Source organism: Kribbella sp. NBC_00889 (assembly GCF_045207705.1).
Taxonomy (GTDB): Bacteria; Actinomycetota; Actinomycetes; order Propionibacteriales; family Kribbellaceae; genus Kribbella.
Window position 1 is genome coordinate 5,090,899 of sequence record NZ_CP108783.1, and the last position, 25,846, is coordinate 5,116,744.

Here is a 25,846-nt window from a genome sequence, read left to right on the forward strand (position 1 = left end):
CGTTAGGAGCAGGACAGCCCGCTCCGAATCAGTCAGATGACTGGTGCTGGCGTACGCGACGGCCGGTGCCGATGAGTCACGGCGTCAGTCCGGCGAGCTGCGAGCGTCTGCTGACGCCCAGCTTGGGGTACGCCTTGTACAGGTGATGACCGACGGTGCGCGGGCTGAGGAACAACTCGGCCGCGATCTCCCGGTTGCTCATACCCTGCGCGGCTCGGCGTACGACCTGCAACTCCTGCGGGGTGAGCTGGCTGACACCACCGAGACCGGCCACCGGCTCCGGAGCGGTGTCGCCGAGCGCGGTGAGCTCGGTGCGGACGCGTCGTTCCCAGCCGTACGCCGCGATCCGCTCGAACGTACCGAGCGCCTCCGCCAGTTGGGCCCGGGCCGCCGTACGACGGCGATTGCGTCGCAGCCATTCGCCGTACGCAAGGGAAGTGCGCGCCCGGTCGTACGGTCCGCACCCTTCGAGACGGAGCGCCGCCTCGAACGCCTGCTGTGCCTGGGGTCCCTCGCTGAGTAACGCCTCGCACCGCAGTACGAGCGCTTGTGCCGCGGGGTTGCCCGATTCTGTCGCCCACTCGATCAGCGCCGGGAGGTACCGCTGCGCGCGATCGGTCTCACCCGCCCGTACGGCGGCCTCGACATGATCGGGGATCGCGCGCACGGCCACGTCCCGTCCGGATGGGCCGTCGCAGACTCGCTCCAGCCGGTCGAGGGCGTCAGCGGGCTGACCAGCCATGAGATCGACCAACGCAAGGGCCCAGGTCACCAGGGCTGCCGACATCCGGTGCTGCCTGGTATCGGCGAGGACCAGGTCTGCCTGCGCGCCGGCTGAGGCGTCGCCGCGAACTGCGGCAAGCCACGCCGAGATCGAGGTCAGTACGACGACCTGTAGGTCCTGACCGAGGTCGGTCGCCAGCTCGATCGCTTCGGTCACCGTCGCTTCCCCGTCCTGGAGGCGGCCGGTCACCAACTGCGCGAGCGCGAGTGGTTCCTGCGCATAGGGCAGCCAGCCGAGCGCTCCGTCCAGGCGCAACGCGGCGACGTGGCTCTCGAGGAGCTTGAGCGCCAAGGTGTCCTCGCCGATGAGCACGGCCATGTACCCGGCCGTCAGCCGGTCGAGCCTGGCGTCCAGCTCGAGCGCAGCGGGCAGCAGCGTCCGCATCGATGCGACCGCGGGCTTGATGTTTCCGAGCAACAGGTCGGTGAAGCCGATCAACGCCTCGGCCAGGCCACCGTTGATCGACTGTAGTTGCTCAGCGCAACGACCAAGCAGGACGGGATCGGCCGCGTCGCGCGCGCACCACGTCGCTTCGGCAAGGATGGAGACAGCACGGTCCGGATCGGTCGACAGGATCGGTACTGCGGCGGCGAGAGACAGCGCACTCGCCTCAGCGGGAGAGACGCGCTCGTACGCCACCTGGGCTCGAATCCAAGCGGCTTCGGCCTGTTCGCTGGGTTGTCTGGTCAGCGTGCCACCGGCCGCGGCCAACTCTGCCGCATGATCGAGCCCACCCGCGTCGTACGTCGCTCGGGCGGCTCCGACAAGACGCCTGGCGCGGTCGGCGCGGTCGTTGCTGAGCTGTGCGGCCCGCTCCAGAGCTCGCGCCGCGGACGCCGGGCCGCCGCGCCCGACCGCACGGAGCGCCGCGCGTTCGAGTTCCGCCGCGGCCAAGTCGTCGGTGCCACCGGCCGCGGCGGCGAGGTGCCAGGCGCGCCGGTCGGCAAAACGTGGATCCGAGAACGAGTCGGCCAGCGCTTCGTGCGCGGCCACTCGCTGGGCGAACGGCGCGTCCTGGTAGACCGCCGACCGGATCAACGGGTGCCGGAACTCGACGGAGTCGGAGGTCACCCGGACGAGTCGCTCTTGCTCGGCCGACTCGAGGTCCGCTGCGGCCAGACCCAGGGACGCGGCGGCGGCCGAGAACGCTTGAAGCTCTGAGGTGTGGTCGGCGGCGGCAAGTAACAACGCTCGCTGCGCATTCTCCGGCAGGGCGCGAACCTGCAGACGGAAGTGCTCCTCCAAGCGTCCGCTGGCCGGCAGCGGGGTGACTGGCGCGGACGGACGATCTGCGCGATCGCTCGCCGCCAACTCCAGGATGGCCAGCGGGTTCCCTTCGGATTCCGCGAGTACGCGCTCGGCTGCCTCCCGAGGCAACGTACGAACACTGGCCAGCAGCCGAGTCGAGTCCGGCTGACCCAGTCGCTGGAGGGCGATGCTGTCCAGCCCTGCGGCAGGGAACGGTCGGTCGCCGTCCCGCGCGGCAATGATCATCGCGACCGGGTCGGTGTGCAGGCGCCGTACGGCGAACAGCAGCGCGTCGATCGAGGATCGGTCGAACCAGTGCGCATCGTCGACCAGGCACACCAGTGGCTGCTCCTCGGCCAGGTCGGAGAGCAGCGTCAACACAGCCGCGCCGACGGCCGGTGGCCCACCCGGCAAGGTGCTCGCGCCGAACGCGGTCCGCAGTGCCTGACCTTGGCGGCCGGGCAACGCGTCGAAGCGATCGGCGAAACGGGCGAGCATCAACTGGAGACCGGCGAACGGAAGCTCCGCCTCGGATTCGATGCCGACAACCCGCAGTACTCGCATGCCGTCAGCAGCAGCCGCCGCGTGATCGAGCAGCGCGGTCTTGCCGATCCCGGCCTCACCCCGCACCACCAACGACCCACACCGGCCGTCAAGGGCCTCGGCGAGCACCCGCTCCACCGAAGCCCGCTCAACTGCCCGCCCCACCAGCACCGCAGCAGCGTAACCCCAACAACGGGCCTACATATGCGAGCATGATCGCCGATTCGAATCCTGCCGGGCGCCCCACCAAACCCTGCGATCGGAGCAGCTGTGTCCACTGTTACCGCTGCGGAATTCACCTGGCCGCTAGGCGACGACGCCGTACTGATCCCACGCACGGCCGCGATCGCGGAGGCGCATTTCGCTCTGGTCGAGGCCAACTATCAACGCCTGGCGCAGTGGTTCGGGGACGCGTACCAGGAACCACCGGTGCTCGAGGAGACCCGCGCGACCCTGGAGGAGGCTGGGCGGGGCTGGCTGGACGGATCGTTGTTGCCGCTGTCCATCGCGGTGAAGGCGGACAACGGCTGGCGCCTGGTCGGCTGGGCGCAACTCGAGATAGACCGTCAGGCGCGGTCGGCCGAGATCGGCTACTGGCTCGACACGGACTTCGTCGGCCGTGGACTGGTCAGCCGGACCGTCACCGCCGTACTCGATCACGCCTTCGGGCCGCTCGGCCTGCTCCGAGTCGGGCTGTGCACCACCGTCGACAACACCCGCAGCCGGAACGTGGCCGAGCGCATGGGCTTCACCCAGGAAGGCGTACTGCGCGAGGCCGCAGTCTTCCCCAACGAACGACGCGACCTCGTGCTCTACGGCCTCCTCGCCCACGAATGGCAGCAGTAGCAGTCGACGACCTTCCGAGCCGATAGCGTCAGGCCATGGCCGACTTCGTCATACGACGCTGGGACCTGACGCCACTCCCCTTCCCACAGGCTCCGCTGCATGTCCACGACCGCGGAGACGAGGGCTTCGTCGTCCTCACCGGCGAGCTCGATGTGACGCTCGGAGCCGACGTACGGCGCCTGGGCGCCGGCGAGTTCCTCGTGGTATCTGCCGGCACCCCACACACCTTCGCGACCGTCGGCGACCTACCGGCAACCATCCTCGTCACGATGACCCCACAGATCGACGCCCTGGTACGCGAACTCCACCAAGTCCCCGAGGACGAGCGCCCCCTCGTCTGGGCCCGCCACAACTCCCGCCCGCTCTAGCCTCCGCCGGCGCAGGAAGCTGTGAGCAGGATCCCGGCGTCCGGAGAGTAGTCCGGCTCGACGCACGCAGTCGACCGATTGACTGCGTGCAACAGTCGAATCGGCAAGCCGGCCGCGCGGCCTTCTCAGCGTACGTATGTGGCTCCAGCGGCTGTACTGTGAAATGCCGGGCGGCAAACAGACTCCATTTTGATCGCAACGAATTCAAATGAATGTTTGGCCCCCGGCGTGGACCACTCGGGAGGGGACCATGTCATCACAACTCGTCAGTGCCGGGGGTGCGGATTTCTACGTCGAGGTGGTGAACATCGGCGGCCCACAGACGATCGGATCGAATCACGAGCCACTCAGTCTCGACGGGGTTCGCGACACCATTCTGGCGGTGGCAACCGAACTTGGTCAGATCTGGGACAAGGTGAAGCCGGCTGAGGCGACCGTCGACTTCGGTCTCAAACTCATAGCGAAGTCCGGCAAGCTGACCGGTCTGATCGTGGATGGGGGCGGGGAGGCCACACTCTCGATCTCGCTGACATGGAAGGCCGGCGATCAAGCAGAACCGGGGTGAACATCCATGGCAACGACCACGTTCTTCGATTCTGTGCTGCGCGCGTTCGTGGTGCGGATCGAATCAGCAGACCAGACGGAGACTCTCGGCTCAGGCGTTCTGGTCGCCTCAGGCTGGGTGTTGACCGCCGCCCACGTGCTCGGGGGTCGCGATCGCGTCGTCGTCGTGCCAGATCGAGGGGCGCTGACGCGCGACGGTGCGGAGCCTCCTGCGAAGGTGACTGGTCTCACCATGGCGAGATCGGACTCTCGGGATCCTTCCTCACCGTCAGCCTTGTGGCCATTCCCGGATCTAGCGCTCGTGCGGACGCCGGACTGGACGGATCATTCCTTTGCAGTGCTCAGTGGGAAGGTACCTACCGGCGACTGCCTGCCACACGCGTGGGGTTACGGCCTGCGCGAAGAAGGCGTTGCGTCTGTCGGATCCGCGTCGACATACACCCTTGCCGGCGAGGACGGCGACGGATTCCTGTCGTTGTCGGCAGGTGAGGCCACACCTGGGCTCAGCGGATCACCGCTTGTCTGCCCGATCCAGCGGGCGGTGGTCGGCATCATGACTGCGACGCGCGACCCGGGGGCGGCAAGAGGTGGGTGGGCCGGACCAGTGTCAGCACTCCCTGCCATACCTGACGTTGACGGCGGCCGAAGCATCGCCGAGACAGTCGTTGCAGAGAATCGGTCGAACAGTTGGGTGCATCGAGCGCTCTGGAACAGGGCGCTGCCAGTAACTGACTCCGAGGGATGTCTTGACCATCCGTGGGAAGGACTCGAGCCTGATGATCGCTTCGATCACCCTTCGACGATGCTTCGAGCCGAGTTCGGCGTCGTCCCATACATGTTTCGGGATGACGGGCTCAAACGAGCTCTGGAATGGTGTGAAACTCCGGATCGTTTCTCGATTCGCTACATCGAGGCGGCCGGCGGAGCCGGGAAGACACGCTTTGCCATTGAGCTCTGCCGTCGCGTGGCGCTGAAGGGATGGATCACCGGCATGTTGCCTCGCGAGCCCCGAGGTGTGAGCTCAGTTCCACTTCCGCGTCTGATCGCGGTCGACTACGTCGAGGAGAGCGGAGCGCTGGACCTCGTGACTGAGCTCAGTTCCCTGTGCAACTCCGCAAATCAGATGAGCCCAGTCCGTGTTCTTCTGCTGAGCCGACCAACCCGAGGAGCCGGCCTGCACGCCGCCATCGATGCGGTGGCGCAACAACCACTTGCCGTCGGCGCTTTGTTGCGCGCGCTGGAGAAATCTGTCGAACTCGCCGATCCTGTCTCGGCCCTCACGACGGATCAGAGAAGCGTGCTGTTCGCGGAGGCCCTCCCTCGGTTCGGTCACGGCGCCGCCGGCGAGACTTGGAGACCCACCGATCAGGAAAGCCCTGACCTCAGCGACGACCATTTCGCCCAGCCGCTCGACGTTCTGTTCGAGGCCTTCGATACGGCGCTGACCGACCACGGCGGACACGACGGCACACGCCCAGCGGTGGAACGCGTCCTGAACCACGAAGAGAGGTACTGGCGGACCGGTTCGGCACCTGTCGGCGGAGATCTTGCTCGCCGATGTGTCGCTTTCGCTACCTTGGCTGGCGCCAGGGACAACGCCGAAGCTCGCGCGTTGCTCTCCCTTGTACCCGAGGTTGGCAAAGGACCTGCTCGACGAGCAGTCGACATCTGGCTGGCCGCACTCTATCCCGGCGACGACCACTGGAATCCTCTCAAACCTGACCGGCTTGGCGAGGTCCTGATTGCGCAGTCACTCCGCGAGGAGTCGTTACGTTTTAAGCATGTAGTCCGGAAGATTCTTCGACTCAGGTCGGATCGACAAGTCGAGCGTGCGCTCGAGGTGCTCGCCCGATTGACGATCGACAAGGTCTGGGCGAACGACCTGAGGCCGCCATTGATAGCCCGCTACGGTACCTTGGCAAGACGCTGCCAACGTCAGACGCGGGGCTCAAAAGACCGCGTGGGTGCGACTGGCCTGCTCGATGGTCTGGTGCGCCTTCATCTGGCTGTCATCGGGAATGGAGACTTGCCTCGTCTCACGGTCCGGGAGATGGACGCATTGGCAGCCGGCCTCGACATGGTTCGAGGCCTGGCCGGGCAGTTCGCACGAAGCAAGGACGCGGCCGTTCTCACCACTCAGTACCACGACCTGTGCCAGCGGAGGGTTGACCAAGATCCCGGCAACCTCGTCTACCGCAGCGATCTGGCAAACTCCTACGACAATCTCGGCGTTCTTCATGCCGAAGCCGGACGCACCACCGAGGCCGAAACCTACTATTACCACAGCTTGAAGACTCGACGAGAGCTTGCGAACCTCCATCCCGATAACCAGGCCTATCAGTTCGCGTTGTCCGACTCCTACAACCGCCTTGGCGACCTAGCGGTACAGAAGGAGGACTATGACGACGCCCGCGACAACTATCACGAGGCCTTGCGGATCGCCGAAGCGATCGTCGGGGCACATCCGACCGGAAGCATCTACGGCCACGAGCTGTCGAACTGCTACAACAACCTCGGCGATCTGGCATTCAAAGAGGGCCGCAATGACGAGGCGAGACGACGCTACAACCAGGCATTGGACATCGCTCTCCGGCTGATCGACCGTGATGCCGAGAATTCGATCTATCAGCGCGACCTTTCAAATGCCTACAACAATCTGGGCGATCTGGCTGTCAATGACGACCGCCCTGATGACGCGAAAGAGCCATACCTCAAAGCGCTGGCGATTGCACTGTCCCTTAGTCCACGTGAACCAGGAAACAGTGTCTATCAAATCGACCTGTGGAACTCGTACAACAACCTGGGTGATCTGGCGGTCGAGTTACATGAATGGCCGGACGCGGGGAACCGATATCGGCAGGCCTTGCGGATCGTCGAGGATCTCGCCGAGCACGAACCCGAAAGCACACCATGTCAGCGAAACATCTCGGTCTCCTATCAGAACCTCGGAGACCTGGCAGCGCTGACGGATCACCTTACCGAGGCGGGCGACCACTACCGAACGGTTCTGCGAATTGCTGTGAACCTAGCATCTGAGGAGCCGAAGAATGCGACTCTCCAACGTGATCTCATTGATGCTTACAGCAAACTAGGCGAACTGGCGATGAGTTCATCTGAGGTTCCTGATGCCCAGGCCTACTATCGCCGAGCTTACGAGGTTGCACGTGATCTGACTGCCAGCGAGCCGGACAATCTCCCCGCACGGCGCGACCTGATGACCTGCGTCCTTCGTCTCGGTGACATTTCCCTCCGTGAGGGGCGTCGGCGTGAAGCGGCGCGCCAGTACCGCAAGGGGTTGCACATCGCGAGACGACTTGTCACCCAAGAACCTGACAGTGCCATGAGGCAACGCGATCTCTCGGAGGCCTACGAACGAGTCATGCGAGCCAATCGCCAGACAGAGGTCAGGGCGGTGGGCTGAACAGGTTCCATTGTTCGACTGGAGACTTACGCCAAGGCCAGGCGTTGTTGCGCCAGAGCCTGGCGTGGATGAGCCCGACAGCCAGTACACCGACGGCGGCGTAACCGGACACCTTGTGGCTGGACACGTGGGCGAGGTGCCAGCAGATCACCGTGGCGACGAACATCCCCGTCCGACAACGATGTTCGCAGGATGGTGGTCAGCATCAAGCTGGCGTTTCTTCGGTGGAACAGGACGTAGTACGGAAGCCCGTTGCCGACGAAGAAGCCGGCCACGAGCGCGAGGAGGACCGTCGTCACCATCAGACGTCACCTGCCTGGGTGGCGAAGGAGTGGGAGCAGTACGTCGTCGACGAGCCCGGTCAGGAACGTGTCGTCCAGCGGCTCACCGGTGACGAACGCATGCGAGAACAGCATCGCCGAACTCAGCTCCGCGAGCAGCGCGCGATTGATCGCAGCCGGCAGCTCACCTCTGGCGATCGCTCGGTCGATGGCGGGGTCGAACGCTTGCCGTTTGTCGTCGGCCATCCGCGCTCGCACCGTCCGCGCCAGTTCTTCGTCGTGATGCATCGCCGTCAGCAGACCGAGCAACAGTCCGGCGTCCTGCTCGGTCAATCCATCGCGCATCGCCTGCAGCGTGCCCAGCAGGTCAGCACGGAGAGTCCCCGGATCCGGCCGCTCGGTCATCCGCTGCCCGGTATGCCGCTCAACCGCGGTCACGACCAGTTCGGCCTTACCCGACCAGCGGCGATAAATGGTGGCCTTGCTCGCGCGGGCGCGCAGTGCGATCGCATCCATGCTCATCCGGTCGTACCCGACCTCGGCCAGCAACCCCAACGTCGCCCCGAGAATCGCCTCCTCCCGCACCTCAGCCTGCCCCCGGCGCCCGTCCTCGCCAGTCACCCCACACCCCCCAAGTGAACGAAACCGTTTCGTTCACATTGGCGTCCCGACTGCAAGCTGTCAGGTGCGCTTCTTCTTGTGGGCGCGCGCGTGCACGACATTCGATCGCCAGACCCGAGCTGGCCGCTGAGCTGTCAGCGGCCCGGGCTGATCAGCCCCGTCTCGTAGGCGAGGACGACGGCCTGCACCCGGCCGCGGAGATCGAGCTTGGCCAAGATGTGGTTCACGTGCGTCTTCACCGTCGCCTCGCTGACGACCAGGGAACTGGCGATCTCGCCGTTCGACTTGCCGCGTGCGATCTCCGTGAGCACGTGAACCTCCCGCGGTGTCAGCGCCACCAGTGCCGTCGGCACCCCCCGCACAGGCGGCGGTCTGCTGATGTGCTCCTCGATCAGCCGCCTGGTAATACCGGGAGCGAGCAGCGCGTCGCCTGCGGCCACTGTGCGGATGCCGGCGGCCAGCACATCGGGCGGCGTCGCCTTCAGCAGGAACCCGGCGGCACCGGCCCGGAGCGCATCGTAGACGTATTCGTCCAGGTCGTACGTGGTCAACATCAGGATCTTGGTCCGGCAGCCGAGCCGGGTCAGTTCGCGGGTGGCGCCGATGCCGTCCAGTACGGGCATCCGAATGTCCATCAGAACGACGTCTGCATCGGTACGCCGTACAGCGTCGATCGCATGCCTACCGTCTGCGACCTCCGCCAGCACGGCGAGGCCGCGGGCCTGCAATACCAGCGCCAGCCCGGACCGCACCAGGTCCTGGTCATCGGCGATCACGACGCTGATCATCGGGCCTCCGGCACAAGCGGCAGGCTGGCAGTGAGCACGAAGCGTCCGTCGTCGGTCAGACTGTGCGTGAGCCGGCCGCCGAACACGGCGATACGTTCGGCCATGCCGAGGAGTCCGAGCCCGCCGGCGCTGTCTGCTACACCGGAGGCGCGGTTCTCGATGCCGATCAGCAGTACCGTCGGCGAACGGGTGACCCGGACCGACGCCATGTGGTCGGTCGCGTACCGGAGGGCGTTGGTCAGCGCCTCTTGCACGATCCGGTAGCCCGAGATATCGACGCCGGACGGCAACGTATCCAGCCGCCCTTCGACGGTGAGATCGACCTGCAGGCCGCTGCGCCGGAACCGGTCCACCAGGTCGTGCAGGCGGTCGAGTCCCAGCTCCGGCGCGAGTCCGAGCTCGTCGTCGGTGTCGCGAATCAGCCGCAGCAACCTGCCCGTCTCGCCGAGCGCCTCGCGCCCCGCGGTCGTCACCTCGTCGATCGCCGCCTCCGCGCCGTCTGCATCCCGCCGTACCAGGTCGCGAGCAGCAGCGGCCTGAACCACCATCGCGCTGACCGAGTGGGCGATGATGTCGTGCAGCTCGCGCGCGATCCGCGTCCGCTCGGCCGCGATCGCCTCCCGCCGGACCATCTCCTGGTGCCGGACGAGCAGCTCGGCCTGCTCGGCCAGCCTCACGTTCCGTTCGTCCAGGGACCGCATCAGCAGACCGAACGCGTACGGCGGCAGCACGACGGCCGAGACGAACACCAGGTCGGCGACATCCAGCGGTCGATCGAGCCGGAGATAGCCCCAGAACAGGGCCGCGAGAAACAGCACGATTGGCATCAGCGCCCGCAGGCCACTGACCCTCCGGGCCACCGTGAAGGTCGCCAGCGCGAGGATCAAGATGGGCGCGGCCGCATCGTCGACACGACCGACGACCGGGGTGATGAGCACGAGGCCTGCGAGCGTGCATGCAGACAAAGGAAACCGCCGACGCAGCACCAACAACGCACAGGCGATCCAGTCGATGGCCAGCGCCGCGCCCGTGCCCGGAAGATCCAGGGCCAAGAGCTCGGCGGTGGCGACGACGCCCAGTGTGACCGGCACTGCGGCCTCGCGCAGCGCCGGCGGAAGTCCCCACCCCACGCTTCGATGCTAGATCGGCCTGCCGCTCGGCGGGTCAAACCCAGGTTGGAGAACGGGCCAATCCCGGAGCCGACGCCAAGAACGCCGCACCGGACCTACGGTCGAGCGAACGATCCGATCCGGGGAGGCAGAGATGGACCACGAACATCGGCTGATCAGGAAGATTGCATGGGTGCCGGTGGGCATGGCGGCCGTGCTGGCGCCACTGCACGCGCTGGCACGGTTCGCGACACCAGACGGACAGGAAGACCTGGAGAGCGGCGTCGTCCGGATCTGGGCCGAGCCCACCGCGCGCGCATTGCGGCCGCTGCTCGACTGGGCGGACGTCGACACGGTCTACCGCATGTACGGCAAGGGATGGCCGGTCCTGATCGCCGCCACCATCGTCAGTGCGGTGCTGGTCCGAAACAGCCGGCGTCGGGGACGCCTCGAGCGCTTGGGCTGGCGGCTGACCGTACCCGGCCTGACCCTGATGGCTCTCGGCCTGTTCGGATTCTTCTGGATCGGGCTGGATATCGCCTACGTCGTGGCGGGCCTGCCCGGGTTCCTGCTAGCGGTAGTCGGTTCACTGGTGCTCGGTATCGCATTCCTTCGCGACGGTTTCCGGCCCTGGCTCGTCCCGGCGCTGCTGCTTGGCTGGTTGCCGCTGGACATCGCATTGAGCAGTGTGCTGTCCGCGGGGGCCGGCACGGTTCCGATGATGGCCGCCTGGGCATTGGCCATCCGCGCGGTACGCCGTGGCGCAGTCAGTCGCCCGACTCGTCCGATTACCCCAGGCATCGCGCCCCCATCCTCGGCGCATTGACCGAAGCCGAAATACCCCATCGCGAGGCGCACGAGTACTACGCCCCTGCACTCGTGCCCGCCACCTCGTCGGCTCCATGGGAGTCCCGGCGGCGTCATGGCTCGTAGTGGCGGAAGGTGAAGAGATGGGTGCCGGGGATTAGGGGTTCAGGGGTGCCGGTGTAGCGGTGGACGCCGACGCCGAATCCGGCTGAGGGTTCGGAGAGGTAGATGGGTTCGAAGTCGCGCGACTCGAACCAGGAGCAGATCTGCGGAACCAGGTCGGGGTCGCCGCGGTGGCGGGTCCAGATCACGGGAGCTCCGGAGCGACACAGCTGCGGGAGGGCGGCGATCGTGCGCTGGATGTGTTCGTCGCTGATGTTGCCGAAGATTCCGCAGGCCAGCACGATGTCTGCCGGGACCATACCGGCGTACTGATCGATGAGAGCGGCGTCGCCGGCCCGGACCTCCACTTGATCGAGTCCGAGGGCGTGAGCGGCTGAGGCGGCACCGTCGGCGATCTCTGGGTCGAGCTCGACCAGCCGGGCACGGACGTCGCCGCGGCGTGGATGGTCGGCCAGGACCTCGAGTACGTCGCGGCCTTGGCCGGCGCACAGGCTGACGATTCGCAGCGGTCCGGCAGCGCAGTCCTCCAAAGCGGCCCGGAGCTGTGTCTGCACGACCTTCAACCGCTGCGACAGCACCGACCCCGGGTCGTCGTACTCGTCATGCCAAGTGGACCAGTCCATGCGCTCGCTCCTCTCAGGAAGTTCCTATCAAGTTCTCAGTGCAATCACGGGCCGATCGCGGAACCCTGCCCGTCTCACCTCCGTTGACGGACGAAAGTCCGCCGGGCGAAGGGACGACAGCATGACAGGTACCGCCGACACGATGACGGCCGAGGAGCTGACGTACCCGAGCGACTCCGTGGTCGTGCTCGCCGGCGTTCCAGGAGCCGGCAAGAGCACACTCCTCGACCGGCTGTTCCCCGAACACACTGACCGCGTGTACGACTCGGGCCGCCTCCGCGATCGCTGGATGCCGGTCTTCGGCGTCCTCCCCTATCCCTGGTGGCGGCCGCTCCTCCATCTCACGTACTACGCGATCGTGCTCAACGCGATGCGCACCGGTCCCCTGGTCGTGCACGACTGCGCGACCCGTCCGTGGGTACGACGCCTCATCGGCTGGAGGGCCCGCCAGACTGGGAGGACAGTGCACCTGCTCCTGCTCGACGTACCCGATGACCTCGCCCGCGACGGCCAGCAGGCGCGCGGACGCGTCGTAGGCAAGGGCAGCATGGCCACGCACTGCCGTCGGTGGCCGCAGCTCCTCGACCAGGCAGTCGCCGACCCCGCCGAACTCATCCCCGGCGCGGCTTCCGCCATCGTCCTCGATCGCGACCAGGCGAACCGGCTCGAAGCGATCAGCTTCCGTTGAGGCCGGCCTCCAGACCGTCCAGGATCAGATCCAGCCCGTACTCGAAGTCCTCCACCCGCCCGGACCGCATCACGTGACCGATCACCTCCACGACATGCGGAAACTCCTCGGCGGACAATCCCGGGAGTACGTCGGCCGACACCCGCGACGCGTCGTCGGCGGCGAACGGCAGGTTGAGCTGCTGCAAGGTGAATCCGTAGAGGTGACTGTCCAGCGTGTGCCAGGCATCCAGTGCACCCTCGATCGTGAAGCCGCCCTCGCGGAGCCGACCGAGCGTCGCGTCCAGGTAGCGCGTCATGCCCAGACCGATGCTGTACCGGGACATGATCTGCATCGCCGCCCACGGATGGGCGACCAGCACCTCGTGGGCAGAGATCGACCGCCGCCGCATCGCCTTCTTCCAGTCCGTCCCGGCGGGCGGTACGTCGATGTCGGTCAGCACCAGGTCGACGATGCCGTCGAGGATGTCGTCCTTGTTCTTCACGTGGTTGTAGAGCGACATCGCCTCCACGCCGACCTCCTGGCCGAGCCGACGCATGGTCAACGCGTCCAGGCCCTCCTTGTCGGCCAGCGTAATCGCGGCCCGCAGGACCCGCTCCCGGTTCAGTGGCTCGCGCCGTACCGCCATTCCGATCCTCTCGCCGACCGTGGCACTTACATCGTAAGCGTACAGAGTAAGTCGAGGGTCTCAGGAACTGTCGGTGCCGGGTGATTGAGTCGTACTTCGACGTGGGGAGGAATGGGTGTGAAGGTTCGGGTTGCTCGTGAGGTGCTGGCCGAGGCGGTCGGATGGGTGGCAAAGGGGCTGCCGAGCCGGCCGAGTGTGCCGATCTTGGCCGGGATGGTGGTGGACGCGGCAGACGGTCAGGTGACGCTGTCCGGGTTCGACTACGAGAGCTCCGCGCAGGTGAGTGTGCCTGCGGAGGTGGCGGACGGCGGGCGGGTCCTGGTGTCGGGCCGGCTGCTGTCCGACATCTGCCGCAGCATGCCGAGGGACTCGGTGGATCTGAGCGGTGACGCGTCCCGGGTCCAGGTGGTCAGCGGGAGTTCGCGCTTCGCGCTGCAGACCCTCCCTCTCAACGAGTACCCGGCGCTGCCCGAGCTGCCCGGCGCGAGCGGCGTGGTCAATGGAGATGCATTCGCCCGCGCCGTCGCCCAGGTGGTGAGCGCATCCGGCCGTGACGACACGCTGCCGGTGTTCACCGGCATCCGGGTGGAGCTCCGCGGTTCGACCATCTCGTTGCTGGCCACCGACCGGTACCGGCTGGCGCTCCGCGTCATCGAGTGGGAGCCGGCCGACCCGACCGTGGAGGCGAACGCGCTGGTGCCGGCGCGGATGCTCCACGACGTGGCCAAGGCGATGGCCGGCCACGATCTCACTCTCGCGCTCGGTTCAACCCGCACAGGGGACGGGTTGATCGGGTTCGAGGGTGGCGGCCGGCGCGCGACGAGCCGGCTGATCGACGGCGACTTCCCGAGGGTTCGCAGCCTGATCCCGGCCGAGTCCGCGATCACCAGCACCGTCCAAGTGGACACAGCCTCGCTGGTCGAGGCGGTGAAGCGAGTCGCGCTGGTGGCCGAGCGGACCACCCCGGTGCGGATCAACTTCGCGGACGGTACGGCGACTCTCGACGCCGGGAGTGGCGAGGAGGCGCAGGCATCGGAGTCGGTGGAGGCAACAGTCACTGGTGATCCGGTGTCCACCGGGTTCAACGCGGGCTATCTCCTCGATGCGCTCGCCTCACTGGGTCTGCCGATCGCGCATTTCGCCTTCACCCAGCCGATGAAGCCTGTGAACCTGACCGGTCTGCGAGCTCCCGACCAGGTTCCGACCGGCGACTCGGCGTACATCCTGATGCCGATGCGGCTGCCGAGCTGATGCCGACCGGATGCCGACGGCAATCATCCGTAAGTAGGACGCCGGATCAGGCTATGGACTGACGATCGGCGGCGGTCGATGCGGTCTAGTGGTGGTGCCCCGCGCCACCACTAGGAAGGACGACTGTGGACTCGCCGAAGGCCCGGCTGCACGAGATCGATCTGCTGCGGATCCTCGCGGCCGTCTCGGTGATGACGTACCACTACCTGTTCTCGGCGTACGCCGGCGGCCTGTCGGCGATGCAGTGCCCCCATGCCGACGTGGTGGCCCGGTACGGCTATCTCGGTGTCGATCTGTTCTTCACGATCAGCGGGTTCGTGGTGCTGCTGAGCGCCTGGGACCGCACGCCGCGGTCCTTCGTCGTCTCCCGGGCCGTCCGGCTCTACCCGGCGTACTGGGTGGCGGTCACGCTCACCACGATCGTGTCGGTCTCGCTCAGCCAGGGCCGGTTCCCGGTGTCACTGCCGCAGTACCTGGCCAACCTGACGATGTTCAACTCGCTGCCGAACATCGAGAACGTCGACGTCGTCTACTGGACGCTGTGGGCCGAGGTGCGGTTCTACGCGATGATCCTGCTCCTGACCTGGATCGGCATCACCCGCCGCCGGGTCACGATCTTCCTCTGGGCGTGGCTGGCCGCGACGTTCGTCTTCCAGGCCGGTCTGTTGCCGCACGCAACCGACCTGGTGCTGAACACCCAGTTCTCGCACTACTTCATCGCCGGTATGGCTCTGTGCCTGATCCACCGGTACGGCCCGACGCCGCAGACGCTGCTGATCGTCGCCGTCTCGCTCGGCAACGCGATCTACCGTGGCATCGGATTCGGCGACCGCGTCGGCGTCCGCTACCACACCGAGATCCACCGGCCGGCGGTCGTCGCGATCATCGTGGTGATCTTCGCCGTCATGCTGGCCGTCGCGCTCAAGTGGACCCATCGGCTCGGACGGCCGTGGTTCGCCGTCCTCGGCGCACTCACCTACCCGCTCTACCTGGTGCACGCGCACATCGGGTTCATCGTCTTCGAACGGCTCGGCGACCAGGTGAACCACGTTCTCCTGGTCGCCGCCACGATGCTCGCGATGGTCGGCGTCGCGGCCGCCCTGCACTACGGGGTCGAGCAACCGCTGGCGCCCCGCCTCAAGCGGCTGCTCGAGCGCGTCCTACCCGGCGCCCGTCGCGAGCCGGCTCACGCCGTCACGAAGTAGTCCTTCAACACCCGCGCCAGCGTCTCCGGCGGGAGCGTGTGGAACGAGCCGTCACGCCCCTCCACCGTGCCCTTCGGCAGCGCTGCGGCGGTCTGCTTGACCGAATCCTGCAGCCACACCGGACTGTCGTTGCTGTACAGCGCAAGTGTCGGCAGTTCGATTGTCGACAACAGCTCGGTCGGTACGGCGCTGTCCCGCATCTGCAGGCCGTCGTACACGAGCGTGTGCGCTATCGCCTCGAGCCCGGCCCACATCGGCGTCGCCCGGATCTGATCGACGACCTCTTTCGGCTGGCCGACCGCCTCGACCATGAACAACTCGGCCGCACCGCCGGGGTTCCCGGCCGCGACGTACTCCTGCAGCCGTTCGATATACCGATCCGGCGCCGGCGGCGCTCCCTCGACCCGGAACGGCGGCTCCATCACCGCCTGCTTCTCGAACGGCAGTCCGGCCTGGAACAGCACCATCGAACCCGACGAATACGCGCAGGCGAACCGCGCGCCGGTCGCCGAGCGGACCGCATCGAGGTCCTCCCACTCGCGCTCAACGGCGTACGTCGGTGCATCGCCGGAGTCGCCACGGCCACGCCGGTCGTAGTTCACCACGGTGAACGTCGACGCGAGCGCCTCGGCGTCCGGCACGTACCGCGCGCGGTCGGTGAACCCGCCGGCCACGAGCACCAGCACCGGCCCGCTGCCGTAGGTGTCGTACGCGATCTCGGTGCCGTCCTTCGAGGTGACCTTCTCCATCACCACACCCCTCCTCAGTTGGGGATCCCTGCCAATCCGTCGAACGAAGACAGCGTGGAGAGACACCCCATCGGTTGTGATCCACATCACAGGACACTAGCGGCGAGCCCGAGCCCTATCCGTGGCCGACCCGCCTCACTACAGTTGGATTATGTATACAGACGGCTGGTATGCGGTCCACCGCACGATGGGTTCCTGATGCTGCTCCGCCAGCTGGAGTACCTCGTCGCCCTCGCCCGGGAGAAGCACTTCGCCCGAGCCGCCGACGCGTGCTACGTCTCCCAGCCGTCGCTGTCCGCCGCGATCCGCAAGCTCGAGCAGGAGCTCGACGTACCGATCGTCCGGCGCGGTCGCCGATTCGAGGGGCTCACTCCCGAAGGCGAGCGGGTGCTGCTGTGGGCGCAGCGGATCCTGGCCGAGCAGGATGCGCTCCGGCACGAGTTGTCGGTGATGCGCGGCGGTCTGACCGGCACACTCCGGCTCGGCGCGATCCCGACCGCGATGCCGGTCGTCTCATTGCTGACCACCCCGTTCTGCGAGCGGCACACGAGCGCCCGGGTCACGCTCGAGTCGTTGTCGTCGCGCGACATCACCCAGAAGCTGGCCGAGTTCGATCTCGACGTCGCGATGACCTACCTCGACGACGACACGCTGGGCCAGGTCCGCAAGACCCCGCTGTACGAGGAGCGGTACCTGCTCCTCACCCCGCAGCACACCGAACTGGGTGAGTTGCCGGTGGCAACCTGGGCGCAGGTGGCCGCACTGCCGCTGTGCCTGCTCTCCCCCGACATGCGCAACCGCCGGATCATGAACGGCTACTTCACCGACGACGGCGTGACCGCCTCTCCAGCGATCGAGAGCGACACGGTCTCCGGTCTCTACAGCCACCTGCACGGCAACCACTGGTCGACCGTGATCTCCCACGCCTGGCTGCATATGTTCGGTGTGCCTGAAGGCATGCGCGTCGTACCGCTGAAGAGTCCTGCGCACGGGCCGCGGGTCGGACTGGTGATCGCGGCCCGCAGTCCCGAACCCGTGCTGGCCCGCGCGCTCCTCGACGTCGCGCGGCAGGCCGCCGTACACACCGCTCTCGACGATCTACTCAACGTGCATTTGATGGGTTCTGGCTATCTCGACATAGCGAGCAAGTCTTTGACCGTCGGACCGTGACGCGGCGACTGTGGAAGTCCCTTCCAACAAGGAGATTCCACATCATGGCCAAGATCATCTGCGTCCTGTACGACGATCCCGTCGACGGCCATCCGACGTCGTACGCACGGGACGACATCCCGACAGTCAATGGCTACCCGGGCGGCCAGACCGCACCCACGCCGAAGGCAATCGACTTCACACCGGGCGAGCTGCTCGGCAGCGTGTCCGGCGAGCTCGGGCTGCGCGAGTTCCTGGAGAGCCAGGGCCACACGCTGGTCGTCACGTCCGACAAGGAGGGCCCGGACTCGGTTCTCGACCGGGAGCTGGCCGACGCCGATGTGGTGATCTCCCAACCGTTCTGGCCGGCGTACCTGACCCCTGAGCGGATCGCCAAGGCGCCGAACCTCAAGCTCGCGATCACCGCCGGCATCGGCTCCGACCACGTCGACCTGGACGCGGCGATCAAGCACGGCATGACCGTTGCCGAGGTCACCTACAGCAACAGCATCAGCGTTGCCGAGCATGTGGTGATGATGATCCTCGGGCTGGTCCGCAACTACCTGCCGTCGCACCAGGTGGTGCTGGACGGCGGCTGGAACATCGCCGACTGCGTGGCCCGCTCGTACGACCTCGAGGGCATGCACGTCGGTACGGTCGCGGCCGGCCGGATCGGCACCGCCGTACTGCGCCGGCTCAAGCCGTTCGACGTGAACCTGCACTACACCGACCGGCACCGGCTGCCGGAGTCGGTCGAGCGCGAGCTCAACCTCACCTTCCACCCGAGCGCGGCCGACATGGTCCCGCACTGCGACGTGGTCACCATCAACGCGCCGCTGCACCCGGAGACCGAGGGCCTGTTCGGCGAGAAGCTGCTCAGCACGATGAAGCGCGGCACGTACCTGATCAACACCGCCCGGGCGAAGATCGCCGACCGGGACGCCATCGTGAAGGCACTCGAGAGCGGCCGACTGGCCGGGTACGCCGGCGACGTCTGGTTCCCGCAGCCCGCGCCGGCCGACCACCCGTGGCGGACCATGCCGCACCACGGCATGACCCCGCACATCTCCGGCTCGACCCTGTCCGCCCAGACCCGGTACGCCGCCGGCACCCGGGAGATCCTGGAGTCGTGGTTCGCCGGTACGCCGATCCGCGACGAGTACCTGATTGTCGACGGTGGGCGACTGGCCGGTGCCGGAGCGCATTCGTACTCGACCCGCGTGTAAGCGGCATCACGTCGTACGTAACCGGGATCACGTGAGACGCCGGCATATCCGGTGAGTACGGCTGGTTGAACGTATACAGAAGCCAGAATTCAAGGAAAGGGTACCAATGATCTTCACCCGTAGGTTCGGCGCTCTGGCGGCTCGCCCGCAGTTCCCGGATGCCCCGGAGCTGCAGCAGGAGCTGAACACCCCGGTCGACCTGGATGCCGAGCTCGCGAAGCTCACCGGCGACCAGGCTCGCACCGCTCACGACGACCGCCCGCACGCCGACGAGTCGGCTGTGTAAGGGTCGCCATGTCAGGTCATGGAAGACCCCATGACCACGCCGGTGCCGAAGGCCCGGCCAAGGCATGGCACTTGGTAGACTGTCTACCAAGTGCCATGCCTTTGTCAGCGCAAGTTCCGGGAAGGACCTCATGACCACCATCAGCGCAGGCCCAGGGGCGGGGGCGGAACCGGCCGGTGTGCGACACGTCAAGCGGCCGACGCCACTGCGTGAGTCCGTCTACGAGGCCCTGACCGAGATGATCATCGACGGCACCCTCGAGCGCGGCCGGCACCTGGTCGAGGTCGAACTGGCCGGCATGCTGGGCGTGTCCCGGCAGCCGGTCCGTGAGGCCCTCCAGCGGCTCAACAACGAGGGCTGGGTGGACCTCCGGCCTGGCTTCGGCGCGATGGTGCACGTGCCCGCCGAGGACGAGGTGGACCAGCTGCTCGCGGCCCGTGCCGCCCTGGAGTCGGAGTCCGCGCGGCTCGCGGCCCGGCACGCTTCGAAGGACGACGTGGCCCGGCTCAGGGACCTGTGCAAGGTCGGTACGGCGCTCCAGGACGCCGGCGACATCGACGGCGCGGTCCGGACCAACGGCGAGCTGCACAGCCTGATCACCCAGATGTCCGGCAACAGGTTCCTGGTGGACTTCGCCGGCCAGGTCGATCGCCGGGTCCGCTGGTACTACACCCCGGTCGCGCCCGTCCGCGGTGGCGCCTCGTGGCGCGAGCACGCGCGCCTGGTGAAGGCGATCAGCGAGGGCGACGAGGACAAGTCCGCGCAGATCATGCGCGAGCACACCGAACACACTCGCAAGGCCTACCACGACCTGCAGACCGGTGCCGCGACGGACGACGTTCCCGCGGACACGATCACGGCGGCGCCGCGGACTCGGCGCCGCCGGACCGCCGGCTAGCGACAAGCGGCCGGCCGCAGGCAGGCGGTCGCCCGCAACCACGGGAGGGTGGTTGCGGGCGACCCGCGGAGGGGATCAGGCAACACGCTTCTTGCGGCCACGCCCCGTCGCGGCCTTGCGCGCCTCGAGAGCGGCGGCTAGGTGGGCGTACTGCTCCACCGTCCGCCGCGCATAGATGTTGCGTTCCAGGATGTGCGGCCACCAGTGCCGCCCGATCTGCTCGTGCATCCACAGGAAGCCGATCGCGAAGCCCATACTGACCAGGGCCCGGAACGCGAGGAACTTCAACGGTTCCGGCGGCAGGCCCGGCGTACCGGTCACTACCCATTCGGTCACGACGGAATGCACCAGCAGGGAGAGCGGGAAGGCGATCACCCAGTAGACCGCCGCAGGTGCGAACACCCCGGCGGGGATCTTGCCCATGCCCATCAGAACGGCGTACCCGGCACCGAAGAGCATCAGCGGGACGCCCAGGCCGAGACCGGTCGCCACCGCCCAGCCGAGGGGCTGGCCGACGAACGCGGCCAACCCTCCGGCGATGACCCCGGCCGCGGCACCCACCGAGACGGCCGGCACCGAGAACTCCGCAAGCTGCTTCAGATCAGCTGCCTGAGTCATGGTCAGCTCACAACCACACCGAAGCGAACCAGGCTGTAGAACAGCATGCCGAGATAGAACACCGCGCCGAACCCGATGATCACGTTGCGCACCGGCCCGGGCCGGATCGGTTTGGGCAGCAGCTTGTTGTTCACCAGGAGCAACACGATGCAGTAGGCACCCATCGCGAACGTGGACAAGAAGGCGAGGATGTCCAGGATGCCGGCCGGACCGTCCGCCGGACCGAACAGCAGGATCAGGATGCCGAACGTGATCACGCCCCACAGGAACCCGGCGTACAGCTTCGACATCGAGAACCGTTTGGCCCCCGGTACGAAGTAGTACGTCATGTCGGCCTGACCGCGGGAGAACGAGTCGAACAAACCCAGGGTCGCGTTCAGCCCGATCAGCGCGATGAAGGCGAAGAACAGCGTGCCCAGGATCGGACTGCCGGCCGACGCGAACGCGTCCGACATCGCCGACAGCGCGGCGTCCCGGTCACCGCCCTCGATCAGACTGGCGACGTCCGGGTTCGTCCGAGCCGCCGACATGGCCAGCACGGTGAACGAGATCGTGACCAGCATGGTGATGCCCCAGAACAGCAGCAGGGCGTCGAAGGTGACCCACTTGCGCCACCCCTTCCACTTCTGCATCTCGGCCGGGTCCTCGGTGTCGAACATGAAGCCCCGCGACGGCATCGACTCGGCCTGGTCTGCCGACCGCAGACCGCGGATCTTCGGGATGTGCGACCCCATCGCCGCACCGCTGTCGCGCAACTGCAGCGTGTACCACATCTGCTGCATACCGGACGGGCCGGCGAACGCGATCGAACCGACCACGATCGGGAACCAGGCCTCGGACAGTGCCTTCTCCGGGAAGAACCCGAACGCGAACATGCCCTGCAGAGTCTGACCCAGATCGTCCCAGTTGCCCACGATCGCCGCGATCACCGACGTACCGACGACCAGCAGGCCGATCAGCAGGCCGAGGAGTTTCTCGAGGAAGTTGTAGATCACCGACAGCAGGCTGAACAGCACACCGACGAACACCAGAGCCACGCACGCGGTGACCTGCCAAGGTATGCCGGTGATCTCCTCGAAGGCAGCGGCCCCGGCGGACAGATGCCCGGGCCACATATAGATCAGGATCGCCGCGACGTAGAAGAACCACATCATCGGTTTGAAGACCCGCGCCGCGCCGAAGAAGATGCTCTCCCCGGTCGCCATCGCGTACCGGGCCATCTCCAGCAGCACGAATGCCTGCAGGGTGACGCCGACCAGGAACAACCAGCGGATGTCCGGGCCGAACACCAGCACCAGGCGGGGCCACATGTAGGACTCACCCATGCCCACGCCCAGCGCGACCAGGAACACGGTCGGACCGAGGATGTGCATGGACGGCGGTGCGTCCGGAAGCTTCCGGATCGGCATCGGTTCGAGCCGGCCGGCCTTCCAGACCTTCTCGGTGACGGCCGTCGAGGCCGCCGGCTCTTCTGGTACTTCTGAGGTCTTGCTTGTGACGTCCAAGGCGGACTCCTTAGATCGACGCCAGCTTGGCTTGACGCTCCCCCGTGCACTCCCCCCTGACCAACAGCATCACCGGCTTCCTCCGAACAGGTTGGGGACTTTCAGGAACCGAGCGGCCCGGCGTTGCGGGCCCAGCGGTACTTCGCACCGAGCACCTGGACCGGTGTCTCGGTGGTGTACGGGTAGGCGACCACTCCGTGGTCGAACAGGTACTGACTTGCTTCCTCGACCTCGACGTCACCGGACAGTGAGGCCACCACCGGCTTGTCGATGCCCTTGGCGCGATACTCCTCCACCACCTCGGCGACCAGCTTCGCGAACACCATCGGCGGCGTCACGATCGTGTGCCAGTAGCCCAGGATGAGCGAGTGGATCCGCTCGTCGGAGAGCCCGAGCGCGATCGTGTTGCGGTACGTCGACGGCGGCTCGCCACCGGTGATGTCGACCGGGTTGCCGGCGGCACCGAACGGCGGGATGAACTTGCGGAACGCCGCGTCCAGGTCGCCCGGGATGTCCATCAGGGTGAGGCCGGCGTCGACACAGGCGTCCGAGAGCAGTACGCCGGAACCGCCCGCGCCGGTGATGATGACGACGTTCTCACCCTTCGGCGTCGGCAGCAGCGGGATGCCGCGGGCGTACTGGAGCATCTCGTTCAGCCCCGGCGCCCGGACCACACCGCTCTGTCGCAGGATGTCGTCGTACACCTTGTCGTTGCCGGCCAGGGCGCCGGTGTGCGAGCTCGCGGCCCGCGCGCCCATGTCCGTACGCCCGGCCTTCAGCACGACGACCGGCTTCTTCTTCGACACCCGGGCCGCCGTCTCGGCGAACGCCCGGCCGTCCTTCAGATCCTCCAGGTGCATGGCGATCAGGTTGGTGTTCTCGTCGCTCTCGAAGAACGTCAGGAGGTCATCCTCGTCGATGTCGGCCTTGTTGCCTACCCCAACGATCGCGGAGACGCCCATCCGGCTGGACCGGCTGAAGCCCAGGATCGCCATCCCGATGCCACCGGACTGTGACGACAGCGCCACACTGCCGCGGACGTCGTACGGCGTGCAGAACGTCGCGCAGAGGCTCTCCGGCAGGTAGTAGTAGCCGTAGATGTTCGGGCCGAGAATCCGCACGCCGTGTTTCTTGGCGATGGCAACGACCTCGTCCTGCAGTTCCTGCTCACCGGTCTCGGCGAACCCGGACGGGATCAGGATCGCGCCCGCGACGCCCTTCTCGCCGCACTGCTCGAGCGCACCGGCGACGAACTTGGCCGGGACCGCGAACACCGCGACGTCGACGTCACCCGGGATGTCGGTGATGCTCGGGAACGCCTTCAGCCCGAGGACCTCGCCACCCTTGGGATTGACCGGGTAGATGTCCCCGGCGTACCCACCGTTGACCAGGTTCTTCATCACCGAGTTGCCGATCTTGCCGGTCTCGTTCGACGCCCCGATCACGGCCACCGCGCGCGGCTTCATGATCCGCGTCATCGCGGTCAGGATCTCCTCCTGGCTGTACCGCTCGACCGGCTTGCCGGCCTCGACGTCCACGATGATCCGGAAGTCGACCGCGGTGGCGCCGTCCGGCCCGGCCAGCACCGGGTTCAGGTCCACCTCTGCGAACTGCGGGAAGTCGTCGACCAGGTCCGACAGCCGCTGGATCAGGTCCGCGACGGCATCCTTGTCGACCGGCTTCGCGCCGCGGACGCCGTTCAGCATCTCGTGCGCACCGATCCCGTCGACCATCGCCCGGGCCTCGTCACCGGTCAGCGGGGCGAGCCGGAAGGTGACGTCCTTGAGTACCTCGACCAGGACGCCACCCAGCCCGAACGCGACCACCTTGCCGAACGTCTGGTCGGTGACCGCGCCGACGATGACCTCCTGCACGTCACCGCCGGTGACCAGCATCTTCTGCACCTGTACACCGACGATCTCCGCGTCCGCCTGGTAGGCCTTGGCGTTGGCGATGATCTTCTCGTACGCCGACTTGGCCGCCTCGGCACTGTCGACGCCGACGACCACGCCACCGGCATCGGTCTTGTGCAGGATGTCCGGCGAGACGATCTTCAGCACGACGGGGAAACCGATCTCGGCCGCGAGTCCGGCGGCTCCCTCGGCAGTCGTGGCCAGCCCCTCACCCGGCGTCGGGATGCCGTACGCGTCCGCGACCAGCTTGGCCTCGGGCGCGCTCAGGGAGGTGCGGCCGTCCGCCAGAGCCTGGTCGAGGATGGTCCGGACTGCTGCCTTGTCATAGGTCATGCCTGCGCTCCTTCAGGGATGCGGGGAGAGGTCGGGCGTCAGATGACGCCGGCTGCCTTGAGTTCCTCGAGCTCGGCGGTGTCGATGCCGAGCGATCCGTAGACGACGGAGTTGTGCTCACCGAGACCCGGCGAGGTCTCGACCTGGACCGGGGAGTCGGACAGCTTGAGCGGGCAGCCGACGGTCTTGAAGCTGCCGCGCTGCGGGTGCTTCACCTCGACCACGGCGCCCAGCTCGGCCAGCGTCTCGTCCTCGATCAGCTCACGGGTCGACATGATCGGCCCGCACGGCACGTTCAGGGCGTTGAGCTTGTCCATCACCTCGAACTTCGTGTGCTGCTCGGTCCACTGCTCGATCAGCGCGAACATCTTGTCGAGCTTGTCCAGCCGCGCGGCCGGCGTCGCCCAGTCCGGGTCGTCGGCCAGTTCCGGCTTGCCGATCAGGTTCGCGATCGGCGCCCAGCCGGGCGGCTGGACGATCACGTAGATGTAGTCGTTCGGCCCGCCCGGGGCGCACCGCAGCGCCCAGCCGGGCTGGCCGCCACCCGAGGCGTTGCCGGACCGCGGCACCTCGTCCTCGAAGTTCTCGTTCGGGTACTCGGGCAGCGGACCGTGCGTGAGGCGCTGCTGGTCGCGCAGCTTGACCCGGGTCAGGTTGAGCACGGCCTCCTGCATCGCCACGCTCACCCGCTGGCCCTTGCCGGTGTTGGTCCGCTGGAGCAGCGCGGCCAGGATGCCCGCGACCAGGTGAATGCCGGTGCCGGAGTCGCCGATCTGCGCGCCGGTGGCGGTCGGCGGGCCGTCCTCGAACCCGGTGGTGCTCATCGCACCGCCCATCGCCTGGGCGACCACCTCGTAGGCCTTGAAGTCCTCGTACCGGCCGGGGCCGAAGCCTTTGATCGAGGCGTAGACCAGCTTCGGGTTGATCAGTTGCAGCCGGTCCCAGGTGAAGCCCATCCGGTCGATCGCGCCGGGGGCGAAGTTCTCCACCAGGACGTCGGCGTTCTTGACCAGGTCGGTGAAGATCTCTTTGCCCCGCTCGGACTTCATGTTGAGCGTGATGCTGCGCTTGTTGCAGTTGAGCATCGTGAAGTAGAGGCTGTCGACGTCGGGGATGTCGCGCAACTGCTGGCGGGTGATGTCGCCGGTGGGCGCCTCGAGCTTGATCACATCGGCGCCGAGCCAGGCGAGGAGCTGAGTACAGGACGGTCCGGACTGCACGTGCGTCATGTCGAGTACGCGAACCCCGTCGAGGGCCTTGCTCATACTGGT

23 protein-coding genes are annotated in these 25,846 nt (G+C 66.9%); 12 read left to right on the forward strand and 11 right to left on the reverse strand.

Going from position 1 to position 25,846, the window contains the following annotated elements; all coding sequences use genetic code 11:
* Window positions 1-76: 76 nt before the first annotated feature.
* Complete coding sequence (locus OG817_RS24710) at window positions 77-2,746, reverse strand: AAA family ATPase (protein WP_406047007.1); 2,670 nt, start codon at window positions 2,744-2,746, stop codon at window positions 77-79.
* 99 nt (window positions 2,747-2,845) lie between these two features.
* Here OG817_RS24710 and OG817_RS24715 point away from each other — a divergent pair, with 99 nt between their 5' ends.
* The 4 genes from OG817_RS24715 to OG817_RS24730 all read left to right on the forward strand — a co-directional run bounded on the left by OG817_RS24715 (window position 2,846) and on the right by OG817_RS24730 (window position 7,774).
* The gene (locus OG817_RS24715) at window positions 2,846-3,421 is read left to right on the forward strand and encodes a GNAT family N-acetyltransferase (RefSeq protein ID WP_406047008.1); all 576 of its coding nucleotides are present in this window, start codon (window positions 2,846-2,848) and stop codon (window positions 3,419-3,421) included.
* Between the two features lie 35 nt (window positions 3,422-3,456).
* The gene (locus tag OG817_RS24720) at window positions 3,457-3,789 is read left to right on the forward strand and encodes a cupin domain-containing protein (protein WP_406047009.1); all 333 of its coding nucleotides are present in this window, start codon (window positions 3,457-3,459) and stop codon (window positions 3,787-3,789) included.
* 250 nt (window positions 3,790-4,039) lie between these two features.
* Window positions 4,040-4,354: a CU044_2847 family protein gene (locus tag OG817_RS24725; RefSeq protein WP_396397633.1), complete on the forward strand. Its 315-nt coding sequence runs from the start codon at window positions 4,040-4,042 to the stop codon at window positions 4,352-4,354.
* Window positions 4,355-4,360: 6 nt separating this feature from the next.
* Window positions 4,361-7,774, forward strand: coding sequence for a tetratricopeptide repeat-containing serine protease family protein (locus OG817_RS24730; RefSeq protein WP_406047010.1), 3,414 nt, complete (start codon window positions 4,361-4,363; stop codon window positions 7,772-7,774).
* Window positions 7,775-8,082: 308 nt separating this feature from the next.
* On the opposite strand, the gene OG817_RS24735 is transcribed toward OG817_RS24730, so the two are convergent.
* The 3 genes from OG817_RS24735 to OG817_RS24745 form a co-directional block, all read right to left on the reverse strand.
* Window positions 8,083-8,676: a TetR/AcrR family transcriptional regulator gene (locus tag OG817_RS24735; RefSeq protein WP_406047011.1), complete on the reverse strand. Its 594-nt coding sequence runs from the start codon at window positions 8,674-8,676 to the stop codon at window positions 8,083-8,085.
* A gap of 134 nt (window positions 8,677-8,810) precedes the next feature.
* Entirely contained in the window at window positions 8,811-9,464 is a 654-nt protein-coding gene (locus OG817_RS24740) for a response regulator (RefSeq protein ID WP_406047012.1), read from the reverse strand.
* On the reverse strand, window positions 9,461-10,594 hold the full coding sequence (locus OG817_RS24745) for a sensor histidine kinase (RefSeq protein ID WP_406047013.1): 1,134 nt from the start codon (window positions 10,592-10,594) through the stop codon (window positions 9,461-9,463). The genes OG817_RS24740 and OG817_RS24745 overlap by 4 nt, the downstream gene beginning before the upstream one ends.
* 133 nt (window positions 10,595-10,727) lie before the next feature.
* On the opposite strand from OG817_RS24745, the gene OG817_RS24750 reads away from it, so the two are divergent.
* The gene (locus tag OG817_RS24750; RefSeq protein ID WP_406047014.1) at window positions 10,728-11,399 is read left to right on the forward strand and encodes a hypothetical protein; all 672 of its coding nucleotides are present in this window, start codon (window positions 10,728-10,730) and stop codon (window positions 11,397-11,399) included.
* A gap of 94 nt (window positions 11,400-11,493) precedes the next feature.
* On the opposite strand, the gene OG817_RS24755 is transcribed toward OG817_RS24750, so the two are convergent.
* Window positions 11,494-12,126 carry a class I SAM-dependent methyltransferase family protein gene (locus tag OG817_RS24755; RefSeq protein ID WP_406047015.1) on the reverse strand — a complete coding sequence of 211 codons (633 nt, stop codon included), beginning with the start codon at window positions 12,124-12,126 and terminating at the stop codon, window positions 11,494-11,496.
* A gap of 121 nt (window positions 12,127-12,247) precedes the next feature.
* Here OG817_RS24755 and OG817_RS24760 point away from each other — a divergent pair, with 121 nt between their 5' ends.
* Window positions 12,248-12,814, forward strand: a complete 567-nt coding sequence (locus tag OG817_RS24760; RefSeq protein WP_406047016.1) for an AAA family ATPase — start codon at window positions 12,248-12,250, stop codon at window positions 12,812-12,814.
* Here OG817_RS24760 and OG817_RS24765 read toward each other — a convergent pair.
* Complete coding sequence (locus OG817_RS24765; protein ID WP_396397625.1) at window positions 12,801-13,442, reverse strand: TetR/AcrR family transcriptional regulator C-terminal domain-containing protein; 642 nt, start codon at window positions 13,440-13,442, stop codon at window positions 12,801-12,803. The two genes, OG817_RS24760 and OG817_RS24765, sit on opposite strands and share 14 nt — an antisense overlap.
* Window positions 13,443-13,559: 117 nt before the next feature.
* Here OG817_RS24765 and dnaN point away from each other — a divergent pair, with 117 nt between their 5' ends.
* Complete coding sequence (gene dnaN, locus OG817_RS24770) at window positions 13,560-14,693, forward strand: DNA polymerase III subunit beta (protein ID WP_406047017.1); 1,134 nt, start codon at window positions 13,560-13,562, stop codon at window positions 14,691-14,693.
* Between the two features lie 125 nt (window positions 14,694-14,818).
* Complete coding sequence (locus OG817_RS24775; RefSeq protein ID WP_406047018.1) at window positions 14,819-15,898, forward strand: acyltransferase family protein; 1,080 nt, start codon at window positions 14,819-14,821, stop codon at window positions 15,896-15,898.
* Here OG817_RS24775 and OG817_RS24780 read toward each other — a convergent pair.
* Window positions 15,880-16,647 (reverse strand): alpha/beta fold hydrolase, encoded by a 768-nt coding sequence (locus OG817_RS24780; protein ID WP_406047019.1) that lies wholly within the window; start codon window positions 16,645-16,647, stop codon window positions 15,880-15,882. The genes OG817_RS24775 and OG817_RS24780 overlap by 19 nt on opposite strands.
* A 198-nt stretch (window positions 16,648-16,845) precedes the next feature.
* Between OG817_RS24780 and OG817_RS24785 the strand changes: the two genes are divergently transcribed.
* From OG817_RS24785 to OG817_RS24800, 4 genes are all read left to right on the forward strand, one after another.
* Entirely contained in the window at window positions 16,846-17,817 is a 972-nt protein-coding gene (locus OG817_RS24785) for a LysR family transcriptional regulator (protein WP_360456696.1), read from the forward strand.
* Between the two features lie 44 nt (window positions 17,818-17,861).
* Entirely contained in the window at window positions 17,862-19,022 is a 1,161-nt protein-coding gene (locus OG817_RS24790) for an NAD-dependent formate dehydrogenase (protein WP_406047020.1), read from the forward strand.
* 106 nt (window positions 19,023-19,128) lie between these two features.
* The gene (locus tag OG817_RS24795) at window positions 19,129-19,308 is read left to right on the forward strand and encodes a hypothetical protein (protein WP_406047021.1); all 180 of its coding nucleotides are present in this window, start codon (window positions 19,129-19,131) and stop codon (window positions 19,306-19,308) included.
* 130 nt (window positions 19,309-19,438) lie between these two features.
* The gene (locus tag OG817_RS24800) at window positions 19,439-20,206 is read left to right on the forward strand and encodes a GntR family transcriptional regulator (protein WP_360456705.1); all 768 of its coding nucleotides are present in this window, start codon (window positions 19,439-19,441) and stop codon (window positions 20,204-20,206) included.
* Window positions 20,207-20,281: 75 nt separating this feature from the next.
* Here the strand turns inward: OG817_RS24800 and OG817_RS24805 are convergent, their stop codons facing one another.
* From OG817_RS24805 to frc, 4 genes are all read right to left on the reverse strand, one after another.
* Window positions 20,282-20,824 carry a hypothetical protein gene (locus tag OG817_RS24805; protein WP_406047022.1) on the reverse strand — a complete coding sequence of 181 codons (543 nt, stop codon included), beginning with the start codon at window positions 20,822-20,824 and terminating at the stop codon, window positions 20,282-20,284.
* A 2-nt stretch (window positions 20,825-20,826) separates the two neighbouring features.
* Window positions 20,827-22,329, reverse strand: a complete 1,503-nt coding sequence (locus OG817_RS24810) for an Nramp family divalent metal transporter (protein WP_406047023.1) — start codon at window positions 22,327-22,329, stop codon at window positions 20,827-20,829.
* Between the two features lie 101 nt (window positions 22,330-22,430).
* A complete protein-coding gene (locus tag OG817_RS24815; RefSeq protein ID WP_406047024.1) occupies window positions 22,431-24,575 on the reverse strand; it encodes an acetate--CoA ligase family protein in 2,145 nt (714 codons plus the stop codon).
* Between the two features lie 38 nt (window positions 24,576-24,613).
* Window positions 24,614-25,840: a formyl-CoA transferase gene (gene frc / locus OG817_RS24820; RefSeq protein ID WP_406047025.1), complete on the reverse strand. Its 1,227-nt coding sequence runs from the start codon at window positions 25,838-25,840 to the stop codon at window positions 24,614-24,616.
* Window positions 25,841-25,846 lie beyond the last annotated feature (6 nt).